Genomic DNA, 14,082 nt, shown 5'->3' with positions numbered 1-14,082 from the left:
TCTTTGAAAAGCGCTGATCGGTCGATCAGATCGGATAGTGGCCGGGCTGGGTTTCCATGGTGATCCAGCGCAACTCGGTAAAGGCATCGATGCCGGCTCTGCCGCCAAACCGGCCATAGCCGGACGCGCCGACACCGCCGAATGGCATTTGCGGCTCATCGTGAACGGTCGGTCCGTTGACGTGGCAGATTCCGGACTTGATTTGCCGCGCAACCGAAAGGCCGCGGGCCGCATCCTGTGTGAAGACCGACGCCGAAAGGCCGTACTCGCTGTCATTGGCAAGCCGGATCGCCTCGGCTTCGTCTTTCGCACGGATCATGGCAACGACTGGCCCGAAGCTTTCATCGCGATAGAGATTCATGTCGGCGGTCACCTTGTCGACGACCGTGGCAGCCATGATCACGGAGTCCGCGACACCGCCCGAGAGTATGTCGGCGCCTTTGTTCTCGGCATCTTCGATGAGGCTGTTCACGTGAGCTACCGCTTTCCGGTCCACGACAGCGCCGAGCGGTGTATTCCCCTCGCGCGGATCGCCGGCAGGCATGGAATTCGCCTTGGCGGCGAATTTTTCAGCGAATGCCTCGGCCACCGCCTCGACAACGATGATCCGCTCCGTCGACATGCAGATCTGGCCCTGATTCATGAACGCACCGAAGGCAGCGGCCTTGACCGCTTCATCGAGGTCTGCGTCTTCAAGAATGATCATTGGCGCCTTGCCGCCAAGCTCGAGCAGGCAAGGCTTGAGGTGTTCGGCGGCGCGCTTGGCGATGATCCGCCCAACAGCCGTCGAGCCGGTGAAATTGATCCGCTTCACGGCCGGATGATCGATGAGAGCGCCAACCACGTCTGCGGCATCTTCGGGCGCATTGGTCACGACATTGACAACCCCTTCCGGGAATCCTGCTTCCGCGAAGGCTTCAATGATTAGCGCATGAGTGCGGGGACAGGCTTCAGACGCCTTCAGGATCACCGAATTCCCACAGGCCAGCGGCACCGCAATCGCACGCACACCGAGAATGATGGGAGCGTTCCACGGGGCGATACCCAGAATGACCCCAACCGGCTCGCGCAGCGCCATGGACAGGCAGCCAGGCTTGTCGGACGGAATCACCTCACCATTGATCTGGGTGGTGATGGACGCGGCTTCGCGAACCATGCCCGCCGCCAGCATCAGGTTGAACATTGCCCATCCGGCGGTCGCGCCAACCTCATTCATCATGGCTGCGACGAAGTCATCTTTGCGCGCCTCAAGCGCGTCAGCAGCTTTCATCAGGACCGCCCGGCGCGCATTTGGGCCCATTGCCGCCCAGTCCGCATGACCGCGGGCCGCTGTCTCGGCGATTGCCGATGCCTGATCAACTGTCATGGCCTCAGCTCTGCTGGCGACGTCCCCCGTAATCGCGTTAACGCGTTCGAATTGCATGGAAACACTCCCTGTCATGCCAATAGGCTTATCAGTTTATTGTTATGACCTATAGCATTACAGAACGCTATATCCAATAGCCTTGTTGAGTTCTGAAGGTCGCACCTTCCACCGGCATACGGTTGGTCATCAATGAGGAGACACCGGGACCTGTGCTCAGGCGCGGACGGGAGAAAGATCGACCAGTGACCGAAAGCCCGCCTCGATCGGCTCCGGCAGGGATTTCGCTCCCTCTTCATTCCGGAAAATGAGTCCGATACTGCGTTCGAGCGTGAAGCCTTCCAGGGGCCGCAGCGCAACACCAGGCGCGTCGTAACTGGCCGGCATGACGGTAATCCCCAGCCCGGATGCCACCATGGCCAGCACACGCTCATCATTGGACGAGCGGAATGAGAAGAACGGACGCACACCCTGCTCGGTAAAGAAACGGCTGGTTTCGGAAAGGGCCTCACAATGGCGCCTGACCATCATGATACTGCCCGCGAGGTCCTCCACCGTCACGGCACTTTGCGACGCGCAAGGGTGATCGGCCATCATCGCGACATGGTAGGGTTCGGTGTAAAGCCGCTCCTCGACGTTCCTCTCGCCGCCGCGCCCGACAATGGTTAGCGCCGTATCAACCCTTCGGCGGGCGAGCGCATTGGTCAGTTCCTTCTCAGAGCCCTCCACGATCTCGACACGCATCTCTGGATGCGCCGAGAGAACCTCGCCAAATGCCTGACCAACGAGGCGCGCCGGGATGGTCGACAGGATACCAAGCCGGAAGACTTCAGGTGTCCCCTCCGAGCGAACAGAAACAGCGGCCTGGTTGAACTCGCTTTCGATGCGGCGGGCATGCGGCAGGAAACGGGCCCCGGCGCTGGTCAGGCTGATCCGGCGGGTTGATCTTTCAAACAGGGTTTCACCGAGCAGGGACTCAAGCTTGGCAATCCCGACAGACAGCGTCGGCTGGGCGACATTGGTCTCACGCGCGGCGCGGGAGAACGTGCCCTGGTCAACAACAGCGAGGAAATAGCGAACGAGATACCGGTCTATCATCTTTAAGCCCGCAGACTTTTCGCGCCTTACAGGTGGCGGCTGATTTATTTATACGGTCTATAACAATGTTCATATTCTTTCAATTTCATCTATTCAATGGCGTCTGGTAAAAGGAGCGCAGACACGCAAGGGAGCCGGACAAGATGAGTGGACTTGAGTTTTCTCTGGGCGAAACAGCCGACATGATCCGCGAGACGACGGCGCGGTTCGCCCGTGACCGCCTCGCCCCCATCGCTGCAGAAATCGACGAGACCGATGAGTGCCCGCGCTGGGTCTGGACGGAGATGGGCGAACTCGGCCTGCACGGTATCACGGTCGGTGAAGAGGATGGCGGGCTCGGCCTTGGCTACCTCCACCATGTGGTCGCGATGGAGGAAATCTCGCGCGCCTCGGCCTCGATCGGCCTATCGTATGGCGCACACTCAAATCTCTGCGTCAACCAGATCCGCCGCTGGGGAACGCCTGACCAGAAGGCGCGCTACCTGCCGAAGTTGATCTCCGGCGAACACGTCGGCGCGCTGGCCATGTCTGAAGCCGGTTCCGGGTCTGACGTGATGAGCATGTCGCTGCGCGCGAGGAAAGTCGACGGCGGCTACGTCCTGAACGGTACCAAGTTCTGGATCACCAACGGCCCGATTGCGGACACGCTGGTCATCTATGCCAAGACCGACCCAGAGGCGGGCTCGAAAAGCGTGACGACCTTCCTGGTTGAAAAGGGCTTCAAGGGTTACTCCTGCTCGCGCAAACTCGACAAGATGGGCATGCGAGGCTCCTACACTGGTGAGCTGGTCTTCCAGGACTGCTTCGTCCCGGACGAGAATGTCATGGGCGTGGAAGGCCAGGGGGCAGCGATCCTGATGAGCGGCCTCGACTATGAGCGCACGGTCCTCTCCGGCGGGCCGCTCGGCATCATGCAGGCCTGCCTCGACACGGTCCTGCCCTATGTCCGCGAGCGCAGGCAGTTCGGCCGCCCGATCGGCGACTTCCAGCTGATGCAGGCCAAGCTCGCCGACATGTATGTCGCGCTGAATTCCTCGCGGGCCTATGTCTACGCTGTTGCCCGTGCATGTGATGACGACCGCACGACCCGGTTCGACGCGGCGGGGGCGATCCTGATGTCGAGCGAAAACGCCGTGAAGATATCGATGGAAGCTGTCCAGGCGCTCGGCGGCGCTGGCTATACCAAGGAATGGCCGGTCGAACGCTTCGTGCGTGATGCCAAGCTCTATGATATCGGCGCAGGGACGAATGAAATCCGGCGTTTCCTGATCGGACGGGAGTTGATGAAGGGATGAGCGGGCCAGTCCTGACAAGCCATGTGAACGCAGGCGATCCGGCCTTCGAGGCCAATCTTGAGCACAACCGGAAGCTCTGCGGCTCGCTGCGCGAGCATATCCAGACCGCCGCGCTCGGCGGTAGCGAAAAGTCGCGCGAACGCCACCTCTCACGCGGCAAGCTGCTTCCTCGCGACCGCGTGCGTCACCTGCTTGATCCGGGCTCACCCTTCCTGGAAATCGCCCAGCTCGCCGCGAATGGCATGTATGGCGAGGATATCCCCGGCGCCGGCATGATTGCGGGCATCGGACAGGTTTCGGGCCGGCAGGTCATGATCGTCGCCAATGACGCGACCGTTAAAGGCGGCACCTACTACCCAATGACGGTGAAGAAGCACCTTCGCGCTCAGGAAATCGCGCTGGAGAACCACCTGCCTTGCATCTACCTGGTCGATTCCGGCGGCGCCAACCTGCCCCACCAGGATGAAGTCTTCCCGGACAGGGAACATTTCGGCCGCATCTTCTACAATCAGGCTAACCTGTCGGCGAAGGGTATCCCGCAGATTGCCTGCGTCATGGGTAGCTGTACCGCGGGCGGAGCCTATGTGCCGGCCATGTCGGACGAGACGATCATCGTTCGCGAGCAGGGAACGATCTTCCTCGCCGGCCCGCCGCTTGTCAAAGCTGCAACCGGGGAAGTCATCTCCGCCGAAGACCTTGGCGGCGGGGACGTGCACAGCCGCCAGTCCGGCGTCACCGACCACCTCGCCGAAAATGATGAGCATGCCCTCACCATCGTCCGTGACATCGTCTCCACGCTGCAGCCAAGCCGCAGCCGCGAGCTGAACTACCAGGACGTCAAAGCCCCTCTATACCCGTCCGAAGACATTTACGGCATCCTGCCGCCGGACCTGCGCACGCCTTTCGACGTCAAGGAGATCATTGCGAGGCTGGTTGATGGATCGGAGTTCCATGAGTTCAAGGCGCTCTATGGCACCACGCTGGTCTGCGGCTTCGCGCATATCTGGGGCATGCCTGTCGCAATCCTCGCCAATAATGGCGTGCTCTATTCCGAGAGCGCCCAGAAAGGCGCACACTTCATCGAGCTGGCCTGCCAGCGGCGCATCCCGCTGCTCTTCCTGCAGAACATTTCGGGCTTCATGGTCGGCGGAAAGTATGAGGCCGAAGGTATCGCCAAGCATGGCGCGAAACTGGTGACAGCGGTCGCCACTGCGCAGGTGCCGAAGATCACCGTGCTGATCGGCGGCAGCTTCGGCGCTGGCAATTACGGCATGTGCGGACGCGCCTACCAGCCGCGCTTCCTGTTCACCTGGCCGAACAGCCGCATCTCCGTCATGGGCGGCGAACAGGCTGCGAGCGTCCTGGCCACCGTCCACCGCGACGCCGACAAGTGGTCGAACGAAGAATCCGAAGCCTTCAAGGCCCCGATCCGCGAAAAATATGAGCGCGAGGGTAATCCCTGGTATGCCACCGCCCGGCTCTGGGACGATGGCATCATCGATCCGGCCCAAACCCGCGACGTGCTCGGCCTTGCCTTTGCCGCCACGCTGAATGCCCCGATCCCCGAACGTGCCCAGTTCGGCATCTTCAGGATGTAGGCCGATGATCAAGTCCCTCCTCATTGCCAATCGCGGCGAGATTGCCTGCCGCGTCATCCGCACCGCCCGCCGCCTCGGCATTCGCACAGTTGCCGTCTACTCCGACGCCGATGCGAGCGCGCTTCATGTGCGCCTTGCTGACGAGGCCGTGCATATCGGCCCGGCGCAGGCCGCCGAGAGCTATCTCGTTGGCAAGAAGATCATCGAGGCCGCCAAGGCCTCCGGCGCCGAAGCGATCCACCCCGGTTATGGCTTCCTGTCAGAGAATGCCGGCTTCGCCGATGCCGTAAAGAAAGCCGGCCTCACCTGGGTCGGGCCGAACGCGGACAGCATTCGCGCCATGGGCCTGAAGGACGCCGCCAAATCCCTCATGCAGGAAGCCGGCGTTCCGACCACGCCCGGCTATCTGGGCGAAGACCAGTCCCCCGAGCGCCTCAAGGAAGAGGCGGACAAGATCGGCTACCCTGTCCTCATCAAGGCGGTCGCCGGCGGTGGCGGCAAGGGCATGCGCAAAGTCGAGACGGCGAAGGATTTTGCCGACGCGCTCGCCTCCTGCCAACGCGAAGCGAAAGCCTCCTTCGGCGACAACCGGGTGTTGCTGGAAAAGTGGATCACCGATCCGCGCCATATCGAGGTTCAGATCTTCGGCGACAGCCATGGCAATACTGTCCACCTCTTCGAGCGCGACTGCACGCTGCAGCGCCGCCACCAGAAAGTGATCGAGGAGGCCCCCGCTCCCGGCATGGATGAGGAGACACGCGAGGCCGTTTGCGCCGCTGCTGTTCGCGCGGCCGAGGCTGTCGACTATGTCGGTGCCGGCACAGTGGAGTTTATCGCTGACGGCTCAGAAGGCCTGCGCGCCGACAGGATCTGGTTCATGGAAATGAACACCCGCCTGCAGGTGGAGCACCCTGTTACCGAGATGATCACCGGGCAGGACCTCGTTGAATGGCAGCTGAGAGTCGCCTCGGGCGAGCCGCTCCCAAAAGAGCAAGACGAGCTGTCGATCAATGGCTGGGCGATGGAAGCCCGGCTCTACGCTGAAAACCCCGCTACCGGCTTCCTGCCCTCCACCGGCAAACTGGATGTGCTGGCCCTTCCAGATACGATCCGGCTCGAAACCGGCGTTTCGACGGGCGACAGCGTCACGCCCTTCTACGACCCGATGATTGCGAAGCTTGTCGCCTTTGGGGCCAATCGCGATGCGGCCCGTATTTCGCTTGCTCAAGCTTGCGACGGCGTTGCGACCTGGCCCGTGCATAACAATGCGGGCTTCCTGTCGCGGCTCCTGCGCCATGAAAACTTTGCTGATTTCAACGTCACAACCGGTTTCATAGATGCCAATCTCGACGCGCTGGTCACGCCGCCAGAGGCGTGCAAAGCCGCGCTGTCCTATGCCGCACTCGAATTGGTTGAGTTGGCCAAGCCGGCCAGTGTTTCCCCCTGGACAGAGCTGACAGGTTTCCGGGCTGGCAGTGCGCCCGATCTGGATACGCAACTGCTTCTCGACGGCGAGATCGTTTCCACCAGCCTCACGAAGCAGAAAGTAACCGACGGCACCTATGTCTACCCGCTTGGCAACGGCGCAATTCTCGTCCAGCAGGGCTGGCCATTCCACGTTCAGCCCAGGCGGCACGACGTGCTGGGCGACGCCGCCCTCGCCACCGGTGCGATTACATCTCCAATGCCGGGCCGGGTCGTTTCGGTCAGCGTTTCGGAAGGTGAAAAGGTCGAAAAAGGTCAGACGCTCGTCACGCTGGAAGCCATGAAGATGGAGCACACGCTGACCGCACCCTTTGACGGCACCGTTGAAGGGCTCAACGCGGAAGCCGACAAATCTGTCGCGGAAGGCGTCCTGCTGATGCAGATCGTTGCGGACGAGGCAGAGGACTGAACGATTGAGCGTACGTATCAGCGCTGGCTTGACCGCTAGCGCCGGACCTTACTCACCTTGGGCGCGCCTTTCGACGCGCACGCCCTCCACCAGAGTATCGCTGGGATAAAGGATCACCTCGGTCCCTTCGCCCGGACCATTGACCAATGCTGCTAGCTGGCCGTTGTTGCGGGCCACGTCGACCGGCACGATCCGGGCGCGCCCCTCCTCCACGATAAAGACAGACCACTCACCGCCTTGCCGGAACAGCGCCGCTGACGGAACGGTCAGCGCATCATCATCTTCCCAGGTGACAATACGAACCTCGACGCGATAGCCATGCCCGAGGGCGCTTCGGTCGGACAGAGGATCGGAAAACCGGATGATGGTGTTGACCCGCTGCTCTTCGACACCGAGCGCCGAGAACTTGGTGAACCCCCATGGCTCGACGCGGTCGACGACACCGCTGAGCGGCTCACCACCGCCCCAATTGTCGATGATGACCTCGTCACCCGGCTCGACCTGGACGGCATCGGACGACAGAAGCTCGGCAAGTACTTCGAGATCATTCGAGACATCACCGATTTCGAGGATGGGCTGACCAGCGGCCAGGGTGGTCTCGCTTTCCTGCATGACCCTGAGCACCCGCCCGCTGATCGGCGCCGTGATCGGGATGGTCACACCGTCGCGAGAAGAAGACGCGTCGTCACCTGCACCGGCACCATTCTCAGACTGGAATTCAATCAGTTGGGCACGCGCATTGGCCAGTTCCGCCTCACGCATCGCAATGACAGCCCTTGCCGTGTCGACGGCGGCATCGGCGGCGCGTTTCACGCGGCGGGCCTGATCAAGACGCGCCTGCGATTCTGCGCCGCTTTCACTGAGATTAGATACTCGCGCAAATTCGGTTTCGGCAAGGTCCTGGTCGGCGATGGCGCTGCTCAGGCTGGAACGCGCAACTCGCAGGGCCGCTTCGGCGGCGCTAACACCGGCACGGGCCTGTTCTCGCGTGCGAACATCCAGAGCTGGTGGTGCGGCGGCCAGCATCCGCGCAATCACGCTATCGCCACCTGCAACGGCATCACCGGGCTCAACATCGACACGCAGCAACTGCCCGCCGACAGGCGCGGACACGACATAGGCATCGCGAACGCGGGTCCGCGCTTCCTCATCGATCGTCACCTGCATCGGCATGCGCTCGACGACGCCAAGGTCGACCGCCACCGGGCGCGGCCAGAAGGCCCAAGCGAACAGGACCAGCAGCGACAGCAAAATGCTGGCAAGAATGATCGGGCGGGATCGCGAATTCCGGGCAGCCATGTCCTACTCTCTCGACTTCAGCGCGGAAACAAGTTCAAGCCGGTCAACATCGCGCTTTACCAGCCAGCCAGCGATCAACGCCGCAATCAGCACTGCCAGGGCTCCGCTCCCGACATTGCTGAACCCTACTTGTGCCGGGATCGTGTAAAGATCGGTTGAAAATCCCGCGGCAATCGCACCAGCAAGCCCCGTGCCGATAAACGCACCCATAGGCAATGCGGCCAGCGTAATCAGCCCCAGCTCACCAAGCAGGACGTAGGACGCTTCGGATTTTGTGAATCCAAGGACCCGCAAGCTGGCCAGGTCATGCGCACGCTCGGCAAAGGCAATACGGGCGGAATTGTAGACAATGCCGAAGGTGATGATGGCGGCGATGATCGCCATGTAATAGCGCGTCGCGCCGGCGCCCTCATCCATCATGCGCTGCAAGGCGTCGCGTGCTTCATCCTTCAAGGAGACGCCTGCGACGGCCGGCATGTTCTTGAGTGCTTCATACACGTCCTGCTGCTTGGCCGGATCGATCCTCAACCAGGCACCGGACACGCGCCCCGGCTCTTCGAGGCTTTCATTCAGGGCGGACAGCTCAAAATAGGCAGGCGCACCCAGCAGGCTCTGCGAGACCGCCACGACAGGAAGGGTGAGAACCGGCCGGCGCCCTTCGCGCACATCGACCGTGACAAGCTCACCTGGCCCGATATCAAGTTTTGCCGCCAGCGGTTTCGACAGGACGATCCCATCCTTGCGGGCATAGACCTGATGGGTCTCGTCGCGCATCGCCCGGTTGAGCTCGGCGTCCTCAGTCAAGCCGTCGAGTGCGCCACGATGTGATTTGACGCCGTTGCGCAGGACGACAGGTACGCTTCGAAACGGTTCGACCTCGATAATTCCATCAAGGCGCTTCAGCTCGTAGATGGTCTTTTCGCCCAGCGGCTCCACGAAGGATACATTTGCATCGCTGCGGTCGATGACGTTGAAGTTCAGCTCGACGGCCTTGTCGAACCCGCCCAGTACACCGAGCATCGCAACCGACAGGCCCATGCCCACGGCTATGCCGATGGAGGCAGCAAAGGACCGCATGGGCTGGCGCGCAATCCGCCGGACGATCATCCGGCTTGGCTGGTCGAGGAAACGGCGCAACGCCGCGACGAGTCGGGCGGAACTTGAGAAATCCGCCGGGGCTGGCGGACGCATCGCGGCTGCCGGGGCGAGCGCAAATATCCGCCGAAGCACAATGAAGCCGCCGGCCGAAGCCGAGGCAACGCTAACGACGATCGCCGTGATGAAAGCCGATGGATCGACCCGGAAGATCAGGAAAGGAAACTTGTAATACTGCTGGTAAAGCCCAGACAGCGCATGTCCAGACATCACCCCGAGGCCGCAGCCAAGCAGCGCGCCGCCCACAGAGATCACCAGGATGAATTTCAGATAGTGCGCGCCGATCTCAGCGCTCGTATAGCCGAACGCCTTGAGCAAGCCGATCTGGGTACGCTCGGACTCGATCATCCGGGAGATGACGATGTAAAGCAGGAAGGCCGCCACCCCCATGAAAACGGGGGGCACGGAGCGGGAAGAGGCGCGCAGGCCGCTGATTTCCTCATGGATGAACCGGTTCGAGATCTGGTCTTCCAGACCGTAGGCCCCGGTAACGCCATAAGGGTCGAGGAGCCGGTCCAGTGCATCAATGACCGCTGGCTCGCTTGCGCCCCTGTCCAGCGAGACGAGCGCTTCGTTGAACGCGCCATCAAGGTCAAAGGCGGCGGCGAGCGCTTCCTCATTCATCCATAGAACGGCGAAGCGGGAGTCATCCGGCGCGAGTTCACCAGGCGCAGTCGAATACAGGAACTCGGGGGCCTGCGCGAGACCGGCGATACGGAAGGTGTGTCGCGCACCATTCATTGTCGCCGTCAGGCTGTCGCCGGGCTCCAGTCCGTGTGCATCAGCAAATCCCTGCAGCAGGAGGATCTCGTCCAGTCGCCGAGGGTCGAGCCGGCGGCCTTCTGCGAGATAGACTGCATTGAGGCGCGGCTCACGGAATTCCGGCAGGGACACGGCCCGTGCCCGCACCTGCACGGTCTGGCCCTCGACATCGACCAGGGCCCCGCCCACCACCCTGCCCTCTACAGCCGAGACGCCGGGAATGGCGGCAATGCGGTCGAGCAGATGATCGGGTGCCCGTTTGACCGGGGCGAATACCTCCGCCAGACGATAGCGGTCATAATAGGCATCGCGCGTCTGGGCGAGCGAATTGACCAGGCCATCCATCATAACAAGCAGCAGCACCCCGACGGCAATCACAAGCGCGATCGCGAAGGATTGCAGTTTCATCCGCCAAAGGTCGCGGAGCAGCTTGCGGTCGAGCGGACTCACCACTCGATCTCCTCGGCCGACAAGCGCGTCTCGTTCTCGATGACTTCCCGGACAGCGCCGTCAGCCATGTGGATGACCCGGTGCGCCATCGCTGCCGTGGCCGCGGCATGGGTTACGATCATGACCGTGGTCCCGAGATTGGCATTCACATCCTGGATCACCCTCAGAACCTGGCGGCCTGTTGTTGAATCCAGCGCGCCGGTGGGCTCGTCGCAGAAAAGGACGGTGGGGCGCTTGGCAATCGCCCGCGCAATCGCGACCCGCTGCTGTTCGCCGCCTGACATCTCGGCGGGGAAATGGTCCTGGCGGTGAGACAGGCCAACCAGATCAAGCGCCTCATCGGCGGGCATGGGATTGTCGGAAATCTCGGTGACGAGGTCGACATTCTCGTGAGCGGTCAGGCTCGGCATCAGATTATAGAACTGGAAGACGAAGCCGACATGGTGTCGCCGGTAGCGCGTCAGCTGCGCATCCGACATCGCCGTCAGATCCTTGTCGAAGAAGTGGGCCTGGCCATCAGTCGCGCGGTCGAGCCCGCCAAGGATGTTTAGCAAGGTGGACTTGCCCGAACCGGACGCCCCGAGCAAGACGACCAGATCACCCTTCGGAATTTGCAGATCGACGCCGCGCAACGCGTGCACGGCTGCCGGACCCTCGCCATAGACGCGGGTCAGCTGCTTCACGTCGAACGTCGTACCGCTCGTCTTGGGATCGTCGCTTGTTTTCATTCCTCCGTCCCGGCCGGAATTCAATCGACATGAGGCTGCAAGAAACATGCAGCCGCAAGCGTCAACAAAGCACGCCTTCATGACAACACCACAATAGGGAGAATGCCGGATGTGAAGCAGATGCAGCGCATTGGGCCATGCCAGCAAGCTCCAAGGAAAGAGACGCACCGGCCGTGATAAATTTTGAGAATGCGATTGACTCGCAAGTTCAAAATCCTTAGGCGCGGCTCACCTGCAATTCATTCTCATGTACATTTAGGAATACGGGGCCTCCATGACCGTCAGCCGGCTGATCGCAACACTCATGATTTCCGCAAGCGCAACGACAATCGCAGCAGCGCAGGACTCTGGCGCCTCGCCTGAGACGGAAAGCCGGCAGGAGACGGTTGTCGTCACCGGCATCACGTCCTTCGGCGCGACAAAGAGCGACACGCCCATTGTCGAGACAGCGCGCTCCCTATCGGTCGAGACCGCGGAGATGTTTATCGACAAGGGCGCGCTGAGCCTTTCGCAGGTGCTGACCTACGTGTCGGGCGTGACAGCCGAGCCGTACGGCTTCTCGACGCGCGGCGACTTTCCGCAATCCCGCGGACTTGAACTGCCTCGCTACCGCGATTCCATCCAGGAACTGTTCGGCAGCTACAATTCAACACGTGCCGACACCTACACGATCGAACAGGTCGAAGTGCTGAAGGGACCCGCCTCTGTGCTTTATGGGCAAGGCTCGCCTGGCGGTATCGTGAACTATGTCTCGAAAACACCGCGCGAAACCTTTGGCGGCGAGCTGCAGGCCGAGATCGGCAATTTTGACCGTTACCAGGCCGCCGGCGACGTGACTGGTCCCGTCGCCGGGACGGACGGAAAGCTGCTCTTCCGGATGGTCGGCCTGTATCGCGATACAGGTACGCAGGTTGATCCAGTCGATGAGACAACAACCGTGCTCATGCCGTCGCTCTCATGGCTGCCGACACCTGACACCAGGTTCACGCTGATCGGTCTGGTGCAGGACACAGAAAGCGATGCGGCGGCCCAGTTCATACCGGTCGAAGGAACGCTCTTCCCGCTCAATGACGGATCCAATCTGGACTACGAAGTGTACGCCGGCGAGCCTGGCTTTAACCGCTATGACACCGAGTCCCAGCAGCTGACACTGCTCGGCGAGCACCGGATCAATGACAATCTCACGATCGAAGGCACCGCGCTGTGGCGCTCTGGTGAGGCTGACTATCACCAGGCCTGGCCAACCTTTACCGGCGCCGGACAGAGCCGGTACCTCAATGACATTCTTTCGGCCAATCCGGCGCTGCAGGCCGCAGCCGACGCGCAGGGCCTGACCTTCACTGACACGACCGTACCGCGTACCTTCTATCAAGGCGACAACACCTTCGACCAGCTCGCCGGCGACATCCGCCTGCGCGGCAGCTTCACCACAGGGGTTCTTGAGCACGATATCCTTGCCGGAATTCAGCACCAGGATGTGGAGACCGACAGCGACACGGCCCGCATCTATGGCGGCGGTGCGCTGGCTGGCGATTTCCGCTATGTGCTGGACCTGAAAAATCCGGTCTATGGCAACTATCCTGACCAGAGCGTGTTCGACGCCCTCCTGAACGATACGCCGGCGGAAAAGGTGCAGGACACGGGCATCTATGTCTCCGATCAGATCTCTGTCGGCAAATGGCGTTTCACGGCTGGCGTGCGCGCGGACCGGGTGGAGAATGACAATGGCGCATCCACCCAGGACGATGATGCCGTTTCCACCAGTGTCGGGGCGCTCTATCGCTTCGACAACGGCGTCGCCCCCTATGTGAGCTACTCGGAATCCTTCGAGACTGTGGTCGGCGCGGATAATCAGGGCAACCAGTTCGATCCACAGGAAGCCCGACAGTATGAAGTCGGCTTCAAATACGAACCGCGCGGTATCCCCGGCCTGATCACGGCGGCGTATTACGACATCGAGATTTCGAACCTTCCCAACCCGAACGGCCTGCCCGGCAACGCCTCGCAGCAACAAGGCATCTCCACCCTTAAAGGTTTTGAGGTCGAAGGCCGACTGCAGTTTGACGAGATATTCGTCCAGGCCGCAGCTTCAACGATTGATGCCGAAGATCCGAGCGGCTTCAAGCTGGCCGCTATTCCGGAAACCCAGGCCTCCTTTTGGACGACCTGGCGACCAGATGGTCCGCTGGAAGGCTTCAAGGCTGGCGCGGGCATCCGCTACGTCGGCGAAACCGTCTCGGAAAACGGCACCGTCCGATATGTCACGCCGGACTACACGCTTGGTGACCTGATGGTCGGCTATGAATGGGATCAGTGGGATCTCGCTGTCAACGCGCGCAACGTCACCGATGAGGAATACCTCACTGGCTGCCTGACGCGAGGAGACTGCTTCCCCGGCTTGCGCCGGACCGTGGTCGCCAACCTCCGTTACAAGTTCTAA

At 61.6% G+C, this 14,082-nt stretch carries 9 protein-coding genes; 4 read left to right on the top strand and 5 right to left on the bottom strand.

Annotated elements, in window-relative coordinates:
* Positions 1-25: 25 nt before the first annotated feature.
* Positions 26-1,423, bottom strand: coding sequence for an aldehyde dehydrogenase (locus tag D1223_RS04115; RefSeq protein ID WP_119375115.1), 1,398 nt, complete (start codon positions 1,421-1,423; stop codon positions 26-28).
* Between the two features lie 156 nt (positions 1,424-1,579).
* Positions 1,580-2,461, bottom strand: a complete 882-nt coding sequence (locus tag D1223_RS04110) for a LysR family transcriptional regulator (RefSeq protein ID WP_119375114.1) — start codon at positions 2,459-2,461, stop codon at positions 1,580-1,582.
* 143 nt (positions 2,462-2,604) lie between these two features.
* Between D1223_RS04110 and D1223_RS04105 the strand changes: the two genes are divergently transcribed.
* The 3 genes from D1223_RS04105 to D1223_RS04095 are packed head-to-tail and all read left to right on the top strand — an operon-like array spanning position 2,605 to position 7,248.
* Entirely contained in the window at positions 2,605-3,756 is a 1,152-nt protein-coding gene (locus D1223_RS04105; protein ID WP_119375113.1) for an acyl-CoA dehydrogenase family protein, read from the top strand.
* On the top strand, positions 3,753-5,354 hold the full coding sequence (locus D1223_RS04100; protein ID WP_119375112.1) for a carboxyl transferase domain-containing protein: 1,602 nt from the start codon (positions 3,753-3,755) through the stop codon (positions 5,352-5,354). Before D1223_RS04105 ends, D1223_RS04100 begins: the two co-directional genes overlap by 4 nt.
* Before the next feature lie 4 nt (positions 5,355-5,358).
* Positions 5,359-7,248, top strand: coding sequence for an acetyl/propionyl/methylcrotonyl-CoA carboxylase subunit alpha (locus tag D1223_RS04095; protein WP_119375111.1), 1,890 nt, complete (start codon positions 5,359-5,361; stop codon positions 7,246-7,248).
* Positions 7,249-7,296: 48 nt separating this feature from the next.
* Here D1223_RS04095 and D1223_RS04090 read toward each other — a convergent pair whose 3' ends face one another.
* From D1223_RS04090 to D1223_RS04080, 3 genes are read right to left on the bottom strand one after another with little or no spacing between them, the layout of a single operon-like run.
* On the bottom strand, positions 7,297-8,547 hold the full coding sequence (locus tag D1223_RS04090) for an efflux RND transporter periplasmic adaptor subunit (RefSeq protein WP_119375110.1): 1,251 nt from the start codon (positions 8,545-8,547) through the stop codon (positions 7,297-7,299).
* Between the two features lie 3 nt (positions 8,548-8,550).
* The gene (locus D1223_RS04085) at positions 8,551-10,914 is read right to left on the bottom strand and encodes an ABC transporter permease (protein WP_233353030.1); all 2,364 of its coding nucleotides are present in this window, start codon (positions 10,912-10,914) and stop codon (positions 8,551-8,553) included.
* Complete coding sequence (locus tag D1223_RS04080) at positions 10,911-11,642, bottom strand: ABC transporter ATP-binding protein (protein ID WP_119375108.1); 732 nt, start codon at positions 11,640-11,642, stop codon at positions 10,911-10,913. Before D1223_RS04080 ends, D1223_RS04085 begins: the two co-directional genes overlap by 4 nt.
* A gap of 274 nt (positions 11,643-11,916) precedes the next feature.
* On the opposite strand from D1223_RS04080, the gene D1223_RS04075 reads away from it, so the two are divergent.
* Entirely contained in the window at positions 11,917-14,082 is a 2,166-nt protein-coding gene (locus D1223_RS04075; RefSeq protein ID WP_119375107.1) for a TonB-dependent siderophore receptor, read from the top strand.

It is taken from the genome of Henriciella mobilis, assembly GCF_003576285.1.
Lineage (GTDB): Bacteria > Pseudomonadota > Alphaproteobacteria > Caulobacterales > Hyphomonadaceae > Henriciella > Henriciella mobilis.
This window is presented reverse-complemented; position numbering and strand designations above follow the sequence as displayed.